The sequence below is a fragment of the Candidatus Tumulicola sp. genome (assembly GCA_036490475.1).
Taxonomy (GTDB): Bacteria; Vulcanimicrobiota; Vulcanimicrobiia; order Vulcanimicrobiales; family Vulcanimicrobiaceae; genus Tumulicola.
Window position 1 is genome coordinate 262,531 of sequence record DASXDT010000005.1, and the last position, 17,226, is coordinate 279,756.

The following is a 17,226-nucleotide window of genomic DNA, read 5'->3' on the forward strand; positions in this document are numbered from 1 at the left end:
CCGGCATCCGCGCCTATGACTTGTGTGTCGGGCATTCGTCGTTGATCTCATCGACGGAGCATGTGCAGGCCGCATCAAGCTTTGTCCCCTCCGAGTCCGAGATTTGCTGGATGCTGACAATCTCACTCGCCAGGGTCATGGAGTGGTTTTGCGAGCCGTCCTTTTCGGTCCTGAGCACCTCGTAGAAACCGGGGACCTTATCTGACTTCTGGAAGTGGCCGTGGCTCGATGGCCCGAACGTTCGCGTGATACGAACCTTCTTTCCAAGGTGCTGCTCAATCTCTCGTAACTCCATTCGTGATATCTCCTTCATGTGAAAGTAAATCGTAGAGGCGCGCCTCTAAACCCCTGACGGCAGTGTGTGATTGACCGTGTCGATCTCCCACTGCCACCCGGACTTCGGAGATAAACGTTCAATGATTTGACGTGGCCAAACCTGCGTGTTGAACAAGGCCATGGGAAGTCCGCTTATCTCTAAGAGAGCTGTTACGTCCATGGCGGCTAGGTTTTTCAGAGTCACGGGCACATCGATCTTCAGCGCGTACTCGTGCATCGAGATCTGTCGCCATATTTTCTGCGCTTGATCTTGACACATAGCTCGCGTCGCGTTCTTCAATGGTATGAGATAGTGCTCGATGTTGGAATCACCCTCTACCCCGGTGCTTCCGCTTGCTGCGCCACCACTTACCGTTTGCAATGATGTGGTAACGTCCCCATTTTTACCGATCGATGTTACGAGACTGGACGTGGTGCCAAAGATTGGCGCAGAAGTGACCCGCCGGCTGTACGCGGAGACATCCGTCCCGCCATCCGCGTTAGTCGTGACCCGCGAAATGGAAGCCGTTCTTGTCCGCTTCGTGTACGATCGAACAGTGACGCGTACCGTTTTTGAAAACTGTGGGGCGTGCGTGCCGTCTATGGCGTGAATGTCTTCGCCCCACACGAGCGGAATTTTCGTTCGCTTGACGCGCGAGGCAGCCTCGTAACGTAACGTGCCGGTGCGGTCGACCCAAACGTCGACGTCGTCGGTTTGAGCGCACTGGAGGATAACGTCCCAGATGTACCAGTCCTGGACGCCTGAGATGAACTCCGCGCCGAACACATCGATCATTAGAACCGGATCGCCCACAAGATTCGGGGGAGCCATACGGATCCCAAATCGTTTACACTGCTGCTGGATGAATGCGACCGTCGTTACCGAGTTCTCACGCGGGAACGGGAATACGATCTTGTTCGTGGTCAGCGGATATGCCATCGAACGGCAGCTAAACGTCGTCTTATTGTCATCGAACTGAACAGAATATAAATCGACGATCCCACTGAACCGCTTCGTTAGCCCGGCGAGGTTGGTCGCGCGGAATGCGCTAGGGTTGACTGGTTCGCCCGCCCAAATCTCAATCAGCACTGGCGTGCCGGCGTTCTTCTCGGTACGCTTAATACTGAGCGTCCAGTCCGGATAGAGAACAGCCTTGCCGTCCTTGACGGTGGGACTCATATTAGAGTTTCCCATAATCGGCATAACAACCGTCGCCGAGTCCGTTGCTCCGTGCGCGTTTATCGACGTTTCGAAGGATTCAGCAATGTACTGATGACCGTCGATCTTGACGACGAAGCGCGGCTGCATTGTTTCGTATTTCGGGCGCCACTGCGTCGGGGAGAGACGAGCTTTGATACCTGGTTGTGTAGGGGCTGTCACTGCGGTAACCTCTTCTTGTCGGCAAGAGTGATTGTTGGTACGGCTACCGCGGCGGAACGGTTTGCACCATCGGAATGCGCGCGTTTGTTCTATAGTTTCCGCTTCGCGCGTTAATAGAGCGTGGGTCGCTTTCGATCTGGCGCAGTACGTCTAGCGGCGACTTGCTGCTGTCATTGTTCTGAATCGTTATATGCTCAATATGGTAGACGACCGCTTGACCGTGAAGCCTGCGGCCGTCACGAATCTGTTGCGATACCGGGGCCTTCATGTATCGCTGCAGATTTGCCCGATCGTAGATCGGACGGCCGAAGATGTCGACCTGCTGGCCCGTATTGGGCGGGCTCATGCCGGAGTTTGATCCTGCGGCTGCCCAATTTAGTCTCGCACTGAGGGCCTTGGCGTGTGGCGAATCACCGGACGCTTCCCTTGCGTTCAGATATGCACCGAATAGCAGTGCCAGCGGCGCGATGGCGACGGCTCCAATACCCAGCGTACTGACGGACATGCCTGTAACGGCCATCGTTACGACATCCAGCACTGCCAGGGTTCGCGCTACCTTACCGAGCTGCACTGCCTCCTCCCCTTCACGCAGCGCGGTACCGGCAAAGGGTGCCACTCGCGAAATCACGCGACCGTCCGGGCCGAGGATCGTGCCTCCTATCGATTCGCCGCGCAAGATCGCCGCATTAACCACGATGTTCTTAGTTAACACGTCGAGCGACGTCGCCATTGCGGTAACAGCGCCGGGCATCTTCCAAGCACTTGCGATGAACGACCCGACCCCGATCAGAGTTCGAGCGCCGAAAAGACCAGTGACAATCATGAAGCCATTGGCCCATTTTTTTGCCGCGTCCGGGTGCTCGGCCAGGTAGGAAACGAGATCGCCTAGGTCGCTACCGAGCTTTTCGACTATTTTAGCGTCGTTATCGAGCGTTGGCCAAAATGCGGCTTTCGCGACATTTTGCAGGTTCGTCGTAAAAATGCCCCACTCGTACAAGAAGTTGTGGCGATATTGATCCCACATCTTATCGACGCCACCGATTTCGTTCATCCGCTGAAAGTTTTCCTGGGATTTCTTGTAGACGGCCGGCAGTAATGCCGTTTCCTCGTATCGACCACCCTGCTTTAGAAACGCGTTTATGAGCAGATTACCAAAGTCGCTCATTCCGAACTTGCTGCGGATCGATTCTAAGTGATCTTCGATCTTTCCAAGCAATTGCTCGCCATGCGGCCCCAAAAAGGCTTTCTTGAGCATACCGTTGTTGTCGGTAAGCCCCAGGGTGTGCATCGCGCGATGCTGAGCCTTGCTTAAATGCCCGGTAACGCTGGCTGCACCGCTCAAGTACTCGATAACGTTCGCAAGGCCGGCGCCGCCACGACCGCGCAAGAAGCCGGTCTGGCCCATCGTCATGGCCTGTTTGAACAGGTCGTCTTCACTGACGCCGTGCCCCAAGCCCGTCGAGATGAACATACGGCCTTGAGTCACCAGTGCGCTCAGTGCCTCGGGTTGCACAAACATCATCTGAGCAGATCGGTCGATCATGTGCTGCAACGGCGCGCCCGAATAAACGCCGAACATGTGCGCAAGTTGTGACATGTCCTTAACGGCTTCGACTGGATCGATGTGCTTCGGACTCATCCAAAGAACATCGGCCGCCTTGGCAATCCGAGTGAAGGCGCTCTCAAGCTTCTTCGGGTCGTTAAGGCCGGATGTCGCGGCCATGGCCATCTCACTGGCGATCGTGCCAACATCTTGCGCGGTAATGCCAGACGTACGAAATGCGAGCTTCGCGTAACGGTTCATCGAGGCTTGCGACGACGAGTGCAGAGCAATACCAACGCCGGTTAATGAACGTTGCATCTCGGCTGCTCCACGCACGCCATAGGCCGTGATCGCGACACCCAGAGTGAACGCGCTACCGGAGAATGCTGTTCCAAGCTGCAGCGATTTGAGCCGGTACGCCTCGAGAGCCGCGGTGGCTTTACCGACTTTAGCAGTGTGCGCATCGAGCACCGTATTGGTTCGAGCCGTGGCTGCCGCCAACTGGCTCATCACATTGACCCCATTCGAACTAAACCGAATGACGGATTCGACGACCCAACCACCGATTGGCATCTTTTACTCTCCGATTAGCTGTGGCTGCTTCGGTAGCGGCGCTACCGACAATAAAGCTTGCTGCGTAGGAGCTACGGCCGAAAGCACACGACGAAGCGAGCGGATCACAATCCCGCTCGTCTCGTCAGCCCTACGTATCTTTGTAAATGAACTATTTCTCAGGCGGCTCGCGGAATTCGCCGGTGTTTTCGTCGTATTCGAGTCCCCGCGCCTCACGCAAATAGACAACCCAGTCCCACAACTCGATCTCGGTCATGCCGAGCGCAGTATCGAACGGGATGCCCTCCGCGACTGCTACTGCGACGAGTCGCTTGACGGGGGACTCAACTCGTTTTTTAGGATTTCTCCGCGAGTCGAGAACTTGTCGAGATAAACATAGCCAAGCTCGTCGACATCGAGTCCGGAGAGCCGGTCAATGCGTTCTTCCAGGTCTTTTGCCGACTGCGCAGGCTGAAACGTTTCCGTACCGAGACGCTCGACGGCCATAACCGTGCGGAAATATAGGAGTTTGGTCGTGTTGCCGTGCGCCCATGCGTCAGCGCACATCTGCTCGCGCGCCGAGATGGCGCGCAACTCGGCTTCACGATCGGACGAAAGCGGTACGACGTAGTTGCCGCTGATATCGAGTTGCGTAACGAGGGATTTGATAGCCAAGGACGGATCCTCGATCAGTTGCTCGGCCGTAAGGTCTTGATACGCCGCTTTCTGGATGACAGCCGTGAACGGAGAGAACTCCGTTCTGTAGGCAGACTCCATCTCGTCGATCTCAAAGCCCTTAAACTTGTCGATTATCGTGTCCAGATGAAGGCTGGAGCTCGCGATGATCTCCAGGACTCCGCTGCCCTTACCGGTGCCCACTTTGATGGGTGACTGGCCGTCGATTTTTGCGACGGCCATTGCAAGGCGATAGTAGTTGACCTTAGACTGCTCGCCGCCGGCCGAGATGTCGGCATTCATTTGCTCTTTTGCGGACAGACCGCGCAGCTCTACGACCTTGCCGGAAGAAAGCTTGACTTCAATGTTTTTCAACAGTATCGGGCTCCTTAGTCCCGTTTCCAATCGAGTTAATATTTCAGGGCGGCCAGATCAATGACAATCGGACCGCCCGGCGCCGCACGTTCCAAGCGGCTTTTCTCACGCGAGCGAGTCGTACGCGCGAGAACTCTTACAAACAAAAGAACCAAGGGGCGAGCGGGCTGACGTTCCCAACTCGCCCCAACGCCACCGAGGAGTGTCGGCGGCTTTTCTCGCGCGCTCTTGGACACGCGAGAACCCTTGCACACAACAACTAGCCGCGTCATGGAAAATCGATGTAGAAGCGGGCAGCCGTAGCCGCCCGCCCACGATCGCCGGCGTCACGCCGACGTTTTTCCGCGACGGTGCCGTTTGCATCATCGGAAAATCTAAAAGCTATTGTTTCTCAGCCAGTTTTATCGAGCCGGCTCTGCCAGAACGGTATTGGATCGCACCTTCGTCGCGCAGCACCTTGAGCCACCGGTGAACGGTCGCCGTCGAATAGATTCCGGCTGCCGCGCAGAGATCTCGGATAATCGGTGGAGGCCGTGCTCCGCCCAATACTGCTTGATCGCGTCGTAGACGCGTGCCTTATTCCCGCTAATCGCGACGGGTGCTCATCTTGTACTTGTGAATGGCCTCGCGACGCTGTCTGGGCGTCATTCCACGCAAATCAGCCAGTTCAACCGGTGTTCGATCGCGGAGGGAAGTTTTGTAGTCTTTCAACGCGGCACGCTTTTCTTTGTCCGACAGACCTTCTAGGTCGGGGGCATTTTCTGGCGGAGGGAAAGTCGGCGGTGGGTGACCGTGAGATACAAATGGCATTGGTTAGGCTCTCCTGAATGCTTAAGTGTTGGTCGAACGACGACGCCCATTCAACTTTAGCGCAGCCATGTATGGGCATCGGTGGCCGGCCGCTCATGTTGATTGTCGGTAACGCCTACACTACGTGACCGAGTTAAACTCTTCGGACGTATTATCGAGAGCATTTGACGCTGGCTGCGTGTCGGAAATGTAACCCGGAGCGGCAGGGCTTTCGCTAACCTGCCCAAGGTGCGAAGGGTAGAATATCCGACTACCTGAGCCGATTTTCGCAGCGGCCGCAGCAGCTAGTTGGTCTGGAGTCATCTCCAATGGGTCCATTTTTGAAGCCTCGACTTTCGTACGCTATGTCGTAACAGTGGTTTTTGAGGGAACGCACTCACGCGCTGCGACCGCGATCTCGTTGGCCTCTGCCTTGGTCAGCTCCGCGCCGCGAAGTATGTCCAAAATCTCGTCGCGGAAGCTGTACACAGACCGATGTCTATTCCGCAGCTTTACGCCATATTGGACACAAAGATCGTATTGCTTACGGCTGAGAATTTCTTGATCTCGAACGAACCTAATCGTCGAGTGTACTATCTGTATAACTTTCCACTGCTTTTCGTCGACGATCGCAAACACCACCGGGCGTTCCAGCCCGCGGGCCACGTGTGGCGGCAACGCACCGGCGGCGTTAACTGGTTTCGAATCAAGCATGACTTTTCTCCAAAGAAAAGAGGGCGTTGTTACTAGCCCCCTTTGAGCTTCTAGTTTTGGCTAATGGCCCGGCCGTACATATCGGTCGGCACAACCACCGGATCTAAGCGACGCATCACGATCTGCAACGGACCACGCTCTTCCGGTGCCGGCGCGACGTTCGGCCCGTAAATTGACGGGTAAAGTCTCTCCAACAGAAACATTATGCCCTTGGCATCACCCTTCGATGCCTTGAGTAATTTGGCGTGCAAATCGCAGACGGCCTTCGCTTGCGCGACTTCCACTGCTTTGACGAATGCCGCATACCGCCGATTACCCGCACGACCTTTTCGCATCCATTCGTAAGCGGTCGCGCTGCCGATACCGACCGCACCGCAGGCGTACTTGAACGGCACCGCTCTCTCGAGGTCGGCGCAGATTTGCTTGGTTAGCTCGGTGGTTAAATTAGTTTTACGACCGCTCACGGCCCTAATCTCCTGATGGAATACTGCCCCTCGCGCGTGCGCGCGAAAGGCTGGATATCCCGACTGCTAGGATAAAACTACTACAAACACGCGGTTTTGAGCGTAGCGTGGCGCTGGCCGCCTACGGGCGGGCCGCACTTCGGTGCGGCTTCGATGCCGAGCTGCGCAGTTTTTGCACGCTGTCCGTCCATTTTCGGTCAACTCTGTGGGCGAACCAACTGGCGCGGAACAGCATATCTTGTAGCGCGACCACGACGACCCCGGCTTGTTCAACCTCGGACAGAAGCGTTGCGATCGTCACCTAAGCCACCCCCTGAAGCCGTAGTTCCTCGAAGCGAGCCTTACGGCACTGATACGTCTGGCGTACGTCTGTTTTTCCGCGCAGTAAATCAAAGCGGATCACCTCGAAAGCCCTGTCCTCGGTAACGGTGAATCCACGAAAAAACTGGTCGACCCAAAGACTATTGGCACAGCACCAGTTTTCGTCGACATACTTCGCACATGCTTCGTCCGCGACTAGGCGATCGATGACTCGTTGCACGTTCTCCGATGCTGCATCGCGCCATGTCGGCTTGGGGCGCGGCATCGTGCTTACGAGCAGTTCACTCGACAACGCAGGTGCTGCCTCGTCTTGGAAAAGGTCGCGTGCCTCACGTTGCCGACGATCGTAGCCGGTCTCGCCCGGGACGGAGACGACGGGAACGTCGGGCATCTGACCCTCGGCGATCTGAGTATCAACGAAGCCACGGGGAGACCTTACCGAGCGATAACGGCCCTGCGTCCAGTCGATGGTCTTAATGGCGTCGGCCCATGCGAGGATTTGCGACGCCCGGCCTGCTTCGAGGGATCGCTTAACCTGTGATGGCATGAGGCCCCAGTCCGTGAGCGCGGTAATCGCTTGCCGTAACTCCTCAGTCATCTTTGAGTCCTTCTCGTCGTCGACGTTCTCTGTTACTAATTCTCTGTTAGGAATTACCTTATATGCACCACTGCAAATTGGAGGGGTAGTCGCCACCAAATCGGAGGGGTAGTCGTCTGGATTACCTCTCTCGTTGGGAAGGTAGTCGGCTTCCTCACTACCACTCTTTTTGGAGGGGTAGTCTTTAAACCGAAAGTGTCTTCTGGCTGATGACCGAGGGCCGGTTCGGACGATGTTCCAGTCGATGATCTCGAGGCGCTTTAGTCCTCTCAATGCGCGTTCGAGGTGACCTTCAGTGGTGTTGCAAACGTCGATAAGATCGCTCGTAAGCGGATTGCATTGGCCAGTCTTGCTGTTGCGGAACGCAAGAAGCGCTATATGGACGCGCGACTGAAGACTAGGGATGTTGGCGATATAATCTAAGGGCACGAGCGCGAACTCGGGCAGCTTTCTTTTCGCCGTCCGGCTACCATCGGTATCGCCTGCATGCCCACCACGGATCAAGCTGACAACCGACGCGCGATTGCACGCCGGTTCGCGAGGTCGCCGATCATTCGATCACAGATGCGAGCCTCTGCGGCCCATAAGGCTTTGAGCTTCTGCATTGATCGATCGATGGCTCGGTCAAGCTGACGATGCATGTGGCGAGGAGCACCGCGTCTCTGGGCGACGAGGTCGCGCAACTTGGCCTGCGTTTCGAGAATTGCTTCACCGTCACGCGTCAAAAACATAGCGCCTCCAACCAATACGTAGCCGCGTCACGGAAAATGGTTTTCCGGTCGGATTTGGGCTTCGCGCCACTCGGACGAACGACCGAACGCCTCGGACAGCACCTTATTCACGCCTGCGGCGCCGCTTTCAAGATAAACCTCGTGGAGTCGCGACCGCAGTTCTGGCCCCAGCGCGGACTCGAGTCCCCACCAAGGGTTAAAGCGCCGGAGCGCGGCGCGGAAGCCTTTGCGACCGCCGCGGACACGCGATGGTTGGCTGTCGAGGTCTTTCCACGGCAGCGCCGACCAATTCGCGCCCTGACGTTCTCTGCGCGCGATCCAAGCCGCGAGCGCTTCTTGGCATGCCCGTGAGTGAAACAGCTTCGGCCGGCCGCGCCCGCCGTTGTTTTGCTGGATCGGCTGAAGGCAATTAGGGTGCCGGCACAAGCGACCTAACAAACGATCGTGATCGCGCAAAAATTCTTCGGCGATCTGCACAATCGCAGCGTTGCTGCCACGGGCGGCCTCGTCACGCGCTGAGCGGAGGGCCATTGGATCGAACAGATTTTGCTGACGTCGTTTCGGCGCAAAGAGCGGGTCGCTGGAGAAGTGGCCGCGCTCCTCTTCCTGCCGTTCGAGAGCTTTTGCAATGGCGCGCTGAAGGCAGTCCTGATACCTCATTACCGGGCTACGCGCTTCCGAGTCGCGACTGAGGTCTTACGTTGCCGACAATAGTGGTGGTCGACGCAAATATCTGGTTAGGCAACGCTCGAGGTCGATCCACCAGTGAGGTACTCATTAATGGCGTGGACCGGAACTCTAATCTCTCCGCCAGCGAGTCTAGTAAATTTAAGCAATCCGGCTTCGATTAAACGATAAACGCTGTTCCGGTGGACCCCTAGGGCTCGTGCGGCCTCGCAGACGGTGTAGGCTAGTCGCGGGACGGCATCCGCGGGCTGTCTTGGGCTGAGTAGGTTCTTCTTGGGCCTTGCGGGACTTGGCATGTCTCTATGGTATCTTGCGGTAAACACCACAAGAAAGATGGAGAAATCTTGCGATCTAAGACCCGTTTCTCTGCGCTCGAGAAGTATGTTGATCCGTCTCCAGACCGGCATCCCCTCATGACGGAGGTGGCTCGGATTGCCGTTTTCCGAGGTTTATCGCAAGAAACTCTAGCTAAATTGTACGGTGAGGCCGTTGGAAGCCCCAGGCATAACGGCGGCAACATCGACAAACATTTCACCCGAAAAACTAGCCGGCCGCCTCAGGAGCATGTGCAAATCGGGTACGCTACGGCTCTCGATGTCCCGCGGCGCTATCTTAACTTGTTGGTGTATCCGTTTAAGCCTGAACCCGTGGGTGTCAAAGCATTTGCGCTTATCGATGCGCACCTACTTCCCGGAGACATGGAACCACTCTTCGAGGATAACGTCATAAGCGAGGCAGTGGAGTTGATGCTCGCGGATCCCATACTGCGGGATGAGTGTCTGCACGCTGGGTTTCTTGCGGAATACCGACAACGATATTTGACGAACTCTCGCTGGACTACGCGTCTACCTATAGCTCCGGACGCCATAGATTGCACCAACGCCAGCGCCGCGTACGTGGGCCGGTGGGCTGGCGTTTCAAACGTGCTGCGCGAACAACGTGGCTTTGATCTCGCATCAAGAGTGCGGCGGAAAGATGCGTGGCTTATTGAGCGGGAGGAGTTCTTAACGCAAACGTGGTTGTCGTTGCAAACGGTTCTGGGTGACTATACGGAGCCTGTCGAGCTTCTACGCATTGATGAGTGGAAAGCGCTTGAATCGATTTTCATGATGATCTTCAACAGACGGAACTATGCCACTGATAAGATGCTCGACCGTTTACGCAAACATCGAAATTGGGATTACTTTGAATCTGGAGAATGGACGGCGAGGCACAACGAACTCTTCCAACTGAAGTCGAAATGAGGAGCCGTCGACGCGCCAAGGGCGAGGGTTCGATCGTCCAGCACAAGAGCTCGGGCCTCTGGACCTACGCCATCGAGTTGCCAGCCGGTGCGGACGGAAAGCGTAAGCGACGCTTCGTCTACGCGAAAACGAAGGCCGAACTCATGCGCAAGATCACGGACCTTCGCGCCGCCGGCGGTGGGTCGATCGCGCCGCGCGCAATTGGGACCGTTGGCGAATGGATTGAGAAATGGCTCGAGGACGTGCGCCTGCAACGCCGCGAGAACACACACCTGGCCTATAAAAATGCGTGGACTCTTCACGCCAAGGACCGCATCGCGGGAATCCCTCTAGAGAAGTTTGACAACGATAGTGCGCGCGATCTGTTTTCGCACTTAGCTGCGAAGAAAGTAACGCAAGCGACAATCCAGAAGGTCGGCGTCGCAATGCGGCGCGCGTTCAACGTCGCGATCAAAGAGGGCCGCTATCGGCGCGCGAACCCGTTCGCGATGGTCGGGATCCCTCGACATACCGCAAAAGAAAAATCCGTAATGACTCCCGCTCAAGCTCGAGCGTTCGTCGCGGCCGCGCACGGTAATCGATACGAGGCCGCCTGGATCCTCATGCTGACCGCGGGAACGCGACTCGGCGAAACGTTCGGCCTCGAGTGGAAAGACGTCGACCTGCGACGACGCACCTTGACCGTTCGGCAGGCACTTGTCGAGGTGCGCGGTTACACGCAAATCACGGAACCCAAGACGAAAGGTTCGCGGCGCACCATCGATATCGGCAGCACAGCGGTCGACGCGTTAAGACGCCGTAAGAAAGATGCCGCCAAGGAAGAGCATGGGTCTTCGTTCGTGTTCGTAACGCCGGGCGGGACGCATCCACGTAGGAGCAACCTGCGGCGCGACAACCTCAATCCGATCGCCAAGAAGGCGAAGGTGGAGGGCGTTACGCCTCACGGACTTCGACATACCAGCGCCACCATGTCGCTCATCGCTGGCACGTCACCAAAAACGGTAGCCGCTCGCCTCGGTCATGCGGATCCGCAGATAACGCTGGGACTTTATTCCCACTACGTGCCCGAGCTCGGGCGCCAGGCTGCACGCGAGATCGATGCTCTCCTTACGCCCCCTTCGAAAGCCAAACGCTCCCGATAGGTTGTAGTTTAGGTTGTACGAGCTCGCCTGCCGATTCGGCCCACTAATAAAAAAGAGCCCTAAAATAAGGCTCTTTCACTCTCGGGCTGACTGGATTCGAACCAGCGACCTCTTGACCCCCAGTCAAGCGCGCTAACCAAACTGCGCCACAGCCCGATGCCGATTGCGCCGATTCGCCTACCGCGTCGGACGTTTTTGCGAAACGTTCTTGCGGCCGACCGAATCCTTCAGAGCTTTACCGGCGAGGAATGCCGGCGCTCTGTGCGCTGAGATCTCGATCTTCTCACCCGTCTTAGGATTTCTTCCTTCGCGCGCCTTACGATCGCGTACGACAAAACTCCCAAATGGCATCAATGCGACGCGATCGCCGCGACAAAGCGCCGCTTCGATCTCTTTTAGCACCACGTCGATGACCTGCGCGGCCTGGCGTTTCCGAAGCTCCGCCCGATCCGCCACAGCCTCGACTAAGTCGGCTTTGGTCATGGCGCTCTCCTACAGGCCGATTGAGCTTGCGCTTGCCTGCCCGGACGCTTGTTCACCGTCATTTCTCGTTTTCCGCTAGCGCCCGCAGAGCCACCGAGTAGCCCGCGGCACCCAGGCCGGCAATTGTGCCTTTGCACGCTGCAGCCGTGACGCTCCTTTGTCGAAACTCGTCGCGAGCGGCTACGTTCGACAGATGCACTTCGATCGCCGGAATGCCGATCGACGCGAGCGCGTCGGCGATCGCATACGAGTAGTGCGCGTAAGCCCCGGGATTGATCACGATTGCGTCATATTTTCCGCGCGCCGCGTGCAACGCATCGATGATACTGCCTTCGCCGTTATACTGCTCGCACTGCACGGTGACGTTCAATTCCAACGCGGTCGCGCGGATCCGTTGGTTGACCTCGTCGAGCGTCTGCGTACCGTACGTCGCCGGATCGCGAACGCCGAGCAAGTTCAAGTTCGGACCGTGCAGCACCAAAACGCGCATCGGCGCCCCTTCCGTACAGGAAAAGCGCGCGCCTTTCGAGAGAAAGCGCCGGATGCCCGACGCACTCCTCAGCGCGACCGCGACTGGCAGCGGCATCGCGGTCAGCGCCGTCGTCACGACCGACCTGGTTCGCGAAATCCGTGCTCGGCACGACCTCTCCCCCACGATCGCTGCGGCCCTAGGGCGGCTTACGACCGGCGCGGTGCTGTTTGGAGCAAGCCTCAAAGGCAGCGAGCGCATCTCGCTGCAGATTTCGGGGAACGGGCCGGCCGGTGCGATCACCGCCGAGTCGTGGTTACTCGACGCGGGAGCCGTCATCGGCGCGCGTGGATACGCGCGCAATCCGTTGGCCGAACTTCCCGTCGACCAGCGCGGCAAATTCGCGGTAGGAAGCGTCGTGGGCAACGGCGTGCTTCAAGTGACGAAGTCCTACGAAGTCGGACAGCCCTACGTCGGTGTCGTGCCGCTACAGACCGGTGAGATCGCCGAAGATCTCGCGTATTATCTTGCGAACTCGGAACAAATACCGAGCATCGTCGCGCTGGGCGTCCTGGCCGATCCGACCGGCATCGTGGCCGCCGGCGGCATTCTCGCACAGGCGTTGCCCGGCGCGCCCGACGACGCGCTCGAACGCATCGAGCGTCGAGCGCTCGCGATGCCGTCCGTCACGACGCTCGTTCGAGAAAACCCAACTGCCGAACATCTGCTGCACGCGCTGCTGGGCGATGTCGATCTTCGCGCCCACCGCGAAATGCCGGTGCGATTTGATTGTCGCTGCACGCGCGAAAAAGTGGAAACCGCACTGACCGGTTTGGGCGCCGACGGTCTGCGACGTCTGCGGGAAGAGCGCGACAGCGCCGAGGCGACCTGCGAATTCTGCGGGCGGCGCTACGAGCTAAGCGGCGCCGAACTCGATGCGCTCGCCGAACGCGTCGAGCGAGCGAAGTCCTAAGGAGTCGCTAGCGCCGCTCGAAGAGCGTGCGCAGATTCGCGGGCGTGCGATACGGCTCGAGCCGTTGCTGATACGATTCCCGAATGCCCGCACCGTCGTTGTAATACCACCAGCCACACTCGCACCGAATCGGCCGATCGTTGGCCTCCGGGTAGGCATAGACTCGCTGGCAACGCTTGCACGTAAAGCGGCGTCCTTCGATCGGAGTGTCGGGGGTATACGTGATCGCTGCTGCCATTGCTATTCTTTCTGCGCGCGTACGCGCACGAACTTTCGCGAACCGACGGAGAGGACCGCCGAATCGGCCGTCCACACCCCTCGCGGATCGTTGACGACTATACCATCGATCTTCACGCCGTTCCCGGAGATTAGTCGCTCGGCCGCACGCTTGCTCTCGGCCAAGCCGGCGCGTACCAGCACGTCGCCGATCCGCGTTCCGTGCGGCACCTCGTATTCGGCGAGTTCCGTTTGCGGCAACTCCTTGCGCTGCACCGTCCGCTCGAAATGCTCCCGCGCCGCGCTCCCCGCGGCCGCGCCGTGATAGCGCGCAACGATGCTTTCGGCCACGTCTTTTTTCACGACCATCGGGTTGACCGAACCGCCGGAAATATCGGCGGCCATGCGATCGCATTCGGCCTGCGAACGAAACGCAGCCAGACGTGCGTACGTCGGCACCAGCGAATCGGCGATGCTCATCAGCTTCCCGAACTGTTGCTCGGGCGCTTCGTCGATCCCGACGTAGTTGCCCAAGCTCTTGCTCATCTTCTTCTCGCCATCCAAGCCGACCAGCAATGGAACGGTCGCACAAATTTGCGGCTGTTGACCGTATTCGCGCTGATAGTGACGCCCTAACAACAGATTGAACAGCTGATCGCTGCCACCCAGCTCGACGTCGGATTCGACCGCAATCGAGTCGTACGCTTGTGCGACCGGATATAAAAATTCGTGCAACGAGATCGCGGCGCCGCCGCGGTACCGATTGGAGAAATCGTTGCGTTCCAACATTTGCGCGACCGTCGTCTTGGACAAGAGTTTGATCAAATCGGCGAGATCCAACTTGTCGAGCCATTCGGAGTTGTAGCGCACGGAGATGCGCTCCAAATCTAGTACTTTTTCGGCTTGACGGCGGTAGGTGTTCATATTGGCGTCGATCGCTTCGGGCGTCAACTGTGGGCGGGTCGCGTTCTTCCCGCTCGGATCGCCGATGCGCGCGGTGAAATCGCCGATAATCCACGTTACGCGATGGCCTGCTTCCGCGAAACGTTGCAGTTTGGAAAGCACGACCATGAAGCCCAGATGCAGATCGGGGCTGGTCGGATCGATGCCGAGTTTGACGTTGAGCGGCCGTCCCGAGCGCAACCGCTCGCGAAAGTCGTTCACCGTTTCGACCGTTTCGAAGCCGTCGAGCAAATAGTCGACGTCGTCGAATCGTGCGTCGCGCGTCATTCGCGCAGGTCCACGATGGTCACGCCCGCAGAGCCCTCCTCTTCGTTACCGTAGCGCACGCTGCTAACCGCCGGGTGCGAACGTAGATACTCTTGCAGCCCGCGGCCTAACATTCCGGTACCTTTTCCGTGAATCAACCGCAAAGGCGAGTTGCCTGCCAGCATCGCCTCGTCGAGCCATTGCTCGACGATCGGCTCGGCGTCCACGAATCGCTTTCCTCGAACGTCCAACTCCGCCGAACTGCGCGTCGCTGCCTCCAGCCGCGGCGTCCCGCCGCCGGCTCGCAACGTTCGCGCCGGCGCGACTTGCCGTCGCACCACGTCGGTCTTGTCGACGACGGTCTTCATCGGCCCAATCGCGACCAGAACGTTTCTACCGTAATCCTCGACCACGCTGCCATCTTGGCGCAAGGACGTGATCCGCACCGGATCGCCGGACGCAAACGCGCCGTTGTCGAGGGTTCCAGGTGCTTCGGGCCGGATGCCGAGGTCTCGATGCATCGCATCGAGCGTCTGCGAGAGCAGTTGGGATTGTGCCGGCGTGGCCTTGGGTCGTCGCTGCTCGCGCTCTTCGGCTCGCTGTTGCAAATCGCGCACAAAATCGCGCAGCGCATCGCGCATTCGGTCCTCGGCGCGCAAGGCAAAACTTCTGCGCTCGGCGTCGAGCTGGTCGCGGTCGCCGCGTACCCGTTCGAGTTCGCGGCGCAGGTCGGCGCGCTCGCCTTCGAGCGCCCGAGTACGCTCGTGGAGTTCGGCCGAACGTTCCGACAATTCGGCCAATGCAGACTCATAATCTCGTTCTTTATTATCCAACAGCCGTTGCGCCGCGTCGACAATCGATTCGTCGATGCCCACAGCGCGCGCCAGCGGGAACGCCAGCGACTGCCCGGGTGCACCGATATCGAGATGAAAGGTCGGCGCGAACGTGCGCGCGTCGAAGCGGACGCTCGCATTGGCCACGCCTGCGGCCGCATGGGCGAACAGTTTGAGTTCGGTCGCATGCGTGGTCACCACCGCCCGCGACCCGGCCTCCAATAAGCGCTCGAGCATCGCTACCGCCAGTGCGGCACCGGCGTTCGGCTCGGTGCCGCCACCGATCTCGTCGACCAACACCAGCGTGCGCGGGCCGGCACCGGTCAGCGCATCGCGCATGCGATCGAGGTGGGCCGAAAAGGTCGACGCGTTGGCGACGATCGACTGTTCGTCGCCGATGTCCGCCACGACGCGGTCGAACCGTCCGACCGACGAGCCGTCGGATGCGGGTATCTGCATGCCGCAGTACGTCATGATGGTGAACAGCCCAACGAGTTTGAGCGCGACCGTCTTGCCGCCCATGTTGGGACCGCTGATCACGACGACGCGCGTCTCGTCGTCCACCGCGATCGATTGCGGCACCGCGCGCCCGCCAAGCAACGGATGCCGTCCGTTGCGTACGTCGATTGCGGCTTCGTCGCGCAACAGTGGCTGCACCGCGTCCATCGATTTTGCAACCTGCGCTTTCGCGACGATACCATCGAGGTCGGCCAGAATGTCGATATTGCCTTCGATCGCGCTCGCATCGGCCCCGACGCGTCGCGACAACTCGCCTAAGATGCGCTGAATCTCGCGCTCTTCTTCGAGTCGTAGCGTGCGCAAGCGATTGTTGGTTTCGAGCGCCGCTAGCGGCTCCACGAATAGCGTCTGGCCGCTCGAACTCGTATCGTGGACGATACCGGGAAACTCACCGGAAAACTCGGCCTTGATCGGCACGACGAACCGGCCTTCGCGAATCGTTACGACCTGATCTTGAATCGCATTAGCATACCGCGACGAACGCAAGATCGAGCCGACGCGATCGCGCGCATCCGACTGTGCTTGCACGAGCGAACGGCGAATGCGCCCCAGCGCCGGAGAGGCGCGATCCAGCACGACACCGCGTTCGTCGATGCCGTCGACGATAGCGCGCTGCAATTCTTTCACCGGCACGTACCCGACGGTGACCTCACGCAACACGGGATCGTGGCCGGCGACGTTATACGCCGCGGCTGCGGCCGCTAACGCATCGCCAACCGCGCGCAACTCGATGGCGCCGAGCGTGCGCCCGAGCGCCGCCGTCTTCGTTAACTCGCCGGTATCGATCGCCGCCATCACGTGGAAATCGGCGGAAGCCACTAAATCGCGCGCCGCAGCGGTGCGGCGCTGCTGCACCGCCACCAGATCGAACGCAAGCTCTGGAGACAGCGCCTCGGCCAGACCGCGGCCGCGCTGCGTGCGTGTCGCTCCGACGACGCGTTCGCGAATCCGTTCGAAGTCGAGCGCCTCGAGCGTCTTCTCGTCGGCGAGCAT

At 58.8% G+C, this 17,226-nt stretch carries 16 protein-coding genes and 1 tRNA gene; 3 read left to right on the forward strand and 14 right to left on the reverse strand.

Going from position 1 to position 17,226, the window contains the following annotated elements:
- Window positions 1-13: 13 nt before the first annotated feature.
- The 8 genes from VGF98_04965 to VGF98_05000 all read right to left on the reverse strand — a co-directional run bounded on the left by VGF98_04965 (window position 14) and on the right by VGF98_05000 (window position 9,118).
- Window positions 14-313 carry a hypothetical protein gene (locus VGF98_04965; protein ID HEY1680965.1) on the reverse strand — a complete coding sequence of 100 codons (300 nt, stop codon included), beginning with the start codon at window positions 311-313 and terminating at the stop codon, window positions 14-16.
- A gap of 27 nt (window positions 314-340) precedes the next feature.
- Entirely contained in the window at window positions 341-1,624 is a 1,284-nt protein-coding gene (locus VGF98_04970) for a hypothetical protein (protein HEY1680966.1), read from the reverse strand.
- A gap of 115 nt (window positions 1,625-1,739) precedes the next feature.
- Window positions 1,740-3,752 (reverse strand): hypothetical protein, encoded by a 2,013-nt coding sequence (locus VGF98_04975; protein ID HEY1680967.1) that lies wholly within the window; start codon window positions 3,750-3,752, stop codon window positions 1,740-1,742.
- Window positions 3,753-4,106: 354 nt separating this feature from the next.
- Entirely contained in the window at window positions 4,107-4,841 is a 735-nt protein-coding gene (locus tag VGF98_04980; protein ID HEY1680968.1) for a hypothetical protein, read from the reverse strand.
- A gap of 1,152 nt (window positions 4,842-5,993) precedes the next feature.
- Window positions 5,994-6,344: a hypothetical protein gene (locus tag VGF98_04985; protein HEY1680969.1), complete on the reverse strand. Its 351-nt coding sequence runs from the start codon at window positions 6,342-6,344 to the stop codon at window positions 5,994-5,996.
- Window positions 6,345-6,394: 50 nt separating this feature from the next.
- On the reverse strand, window positions 6,395-6,808 hold the full coding sequence (locus VGF98_04990; protein HEY1680970.1) for a hypothetical protein: 414 nt from the start codon (window positions 6,806-6,808) through the stop codon (window positions 6,395-6,397).
- A gap of 301 nt (window positions 6,809-7,109) precedes the next feature.
- Window positions 7,110-8,231 carry a hypothetical protein gene (locus tag VGF98_04995; GenBank protein HEY1680971.1) on the reverse strand — a complete coding sequence of 374 codons (1,122 nt, stop codon included), beginning with the start codon at window positions 8,229-8,231 and terminating at the stop codon, window positions 7,110-7,112.
- A 254-nt stretch (window positions 8,232-8,485) separates the two neighbouring features.
- Window positions 8,486-9,118 carry a hypothetical protein gene (locus tag VGF98_05000; GenBank protein ID HEY1680972.1) on the reverse strand — a complete coding sequence of 211 codons (633 nt, stop codon included), beginning with the start codon at window positions 9,116-9,118 and terminating at the stop codon, window positions 8,486-8,488.
- A gap of 371 nt (window positions 9,119-9,489) precedes the next feature.
- Here VGF98_05000 and VGF98_05005 point away from each other — a divergent pair, with 371 nt between their 5' ends.
- Window positions 9,490-10,389, forward strand: coding sequence for a hypothetical protein (locus VGF98_05005; protein ID HEY1680973.1), 900 nt, complete (start codon window positions 9,490-9,492; stop codon window positions 10,387-10,389).
- On the forward strand, window positions 10,386-11,531 hold the full coding sequence (locus VGF98_05010) for a tyrosine-type recombinase/integrase (protein HEY1680974.1): 1,146 nt from the start codon (window positions 10,386-10,388) through the stop codon (window positions 11,529-11,531). The genes VGF98_05005 and VGF98_05010 overlap by 4 nt, the downstream gene beginning before the upstream one ends.
- A gap of 81 nt (window positions 11,532-11,612) precedes the next feature.
- On the opposite strand, the gene VGF98_05015 is transcribed toward VGF98_05010, so the two are convergent.
- From VGF98_05015 to aroQ, 3 genes are all read right to left on the reverse strand, one after another.
- A tRNA-Pro gene (locus VGF98_05015) sits at window positions 11,613-11,687 on the reverse strand.
- A gap of 21 nt (window positions 11,688-11,708) precedes the next feature.
- On the reverse strand, window positions 11,709-12,014 hold the full coding sequence (locus VGF98_05020; GenBank protein ID HEY1680975.1) for an HU family DNA-binding protein: 306 nt from the start codon (window positions 12,012-12,014) through the stop codon (window positions 11,709-11,711).
- Window positions 12,015-12,072: 58 nt separating this feature from the next.
- On the reverse strand, window positions 12,073-12,504 hold the full coding sequence (aroQ, locus tag VGF98_05025; protein HEY1680976.1) for a type II 3-dehydroquinate dehydratase: 432 nt from the start codon (window positions 12,502-12,504) through the stop codon (window positions 12,073-12,075).
- A 52-nt stretch (window positions 12,505-12,556) separates the two neighbouring features.
- Here aroQ and hslO point away from each other — a divergent pair, with 52 nt between their 5' ends.
- The gene (gene hslO / locus VGF98_05030; protein HEY1680977.1) at window positions 12,557-13,456 is read left to right on the forward strand and encodes an Hsp33 family molecular chaperone HslO; all 900 of its coding nucleotides are present in this window, start codon (window positions 12,557-12,559) and stop codon (window positions 13,454-13,456) included.
- A 7-nt stretch (window positions 13,457-13,463) separates the two neighbouring features.
- On the opposite strand, the gene VGF98_05035 is transcribed toward hslO, so the two are convergent.
- Genes VGF98_05035 through VGF98_05045 form a run of 3 tightly spaced genes read right to left on the reverse strand, consistent with a single transcriptional unit; the run spans window position 13,464 to window position 17,226 of the window.
- Complete coding sequence (locus VGF98_05035) at window positions 13,464-13,694, reverse strand: hypothetical protein (protein ID HEY1680978.1); 231 nt, start codon at window positions 13,692-13,694, stop codon at window positions 13,464-13,466.
- A gap of 2 nt (window positions 13,695-13,696) precedes the next feature.
- The gene (gene tyrS, locus VGF98_05040; protein ID HEY1680979.1) at window positions 13,697-14,902 is read right to left on the reverse strand and encodes a tyrosine--tRNA ligase; all 1,206 of its coding nucleotides are present in this window, start codon (window positions 14,900-14,902) and stop codon (window positions 13,697-13,699) included.
- Window positions 14,899-17,226, reverse strand: a complete 2,328-nt coding sequence (locus VGF98_05045) for a Smr/MutS family protein (GenBank protein HEY1680980.1) — start codon at window positions 17,224-17,226, stop codon at window positions 14,899-14,901. The genes tyrS and VGF98_05045 overlap by 4 nt, the downstream gene beginning before the upstream one ends.

Bases quoted from the DNA above. Each gene is read 5' to 3' on its own strand.
- VGF98_05045 (HEY1680980.1), bottom strand. From the start codon at position 17,226: ATGCTCGCCGACGAGAAGACGCTCGAGGCGCTCGACTTCGAACGGATT.
- tyrS (HEY1680979.1), bottom strand. From the start codon at position 14,902: ATGACGCGCGACGCACGATTCGACGACGTCGACTATTTGCTCGACGGC.
- VGF98_05010 (HEY1680974.1), top strand. From the start codon at position 10,386: ATGAGGAGCCGTCGACGCGCCAAGGGCGAGGGTTCGATCGTCCAGCAC.
- VGF98_05000 (HEY1680972.1), bottom strand. From the start codon at position 9,118: ATGAGGTATCAGGACTGCCTTCAGCGCGCCATTGCAAAAGCTCTCGAA.
- VGF98_05035 (HEY1680978.1), bottom strand. From the start codon at position 13,694: ATGGCAGCAGCGATCACGTATACCCCCGACACTCCGATCGAAGGACGC.
- hslO (HEY1680977.1), top strand. From the start codon at position 12,557: ATGCCCGACGCACTCCTCAGCGCGACCGCGACTGGCAGCGGCATCGCG.
- VGF98_05020 (HEY1680975.1), bottom strand. From the start codon at position 12,014: ATGACCAAAGCCGACTTAGTCGAGGCTGTGGCGGATCGGGCGGAGCTT.
- VGF98_04970 (HEY1680966.1), bottom strand. From the start codon at position 1,624: ATGCAGCCGCGCTTCGTCGTCAAGATCGACGGTCATCAGTACATTGCT.
- VGF98_04965 (HEY1680965.1), bottom strand. From the start codon at position 313: ATGAAGGAGATATCACGAATGGAGTTACGAGAGATTGAGCAGCACCTT.
- aroQ (HEY1680976.1), bottom strand. From the start codon at position 12,504: ATGCGCGTTTTGGTGCTGCACGGTCCGAACTTGAACTTGCTCGGCGTT.
- VGF98_04985 (HEY1680969.1), bottom strand. From the start codon at position 6,344: ATGCTTGATTCGAAACCAGTTAACGCCGCCGGTGCGTTGCCGCCACAC.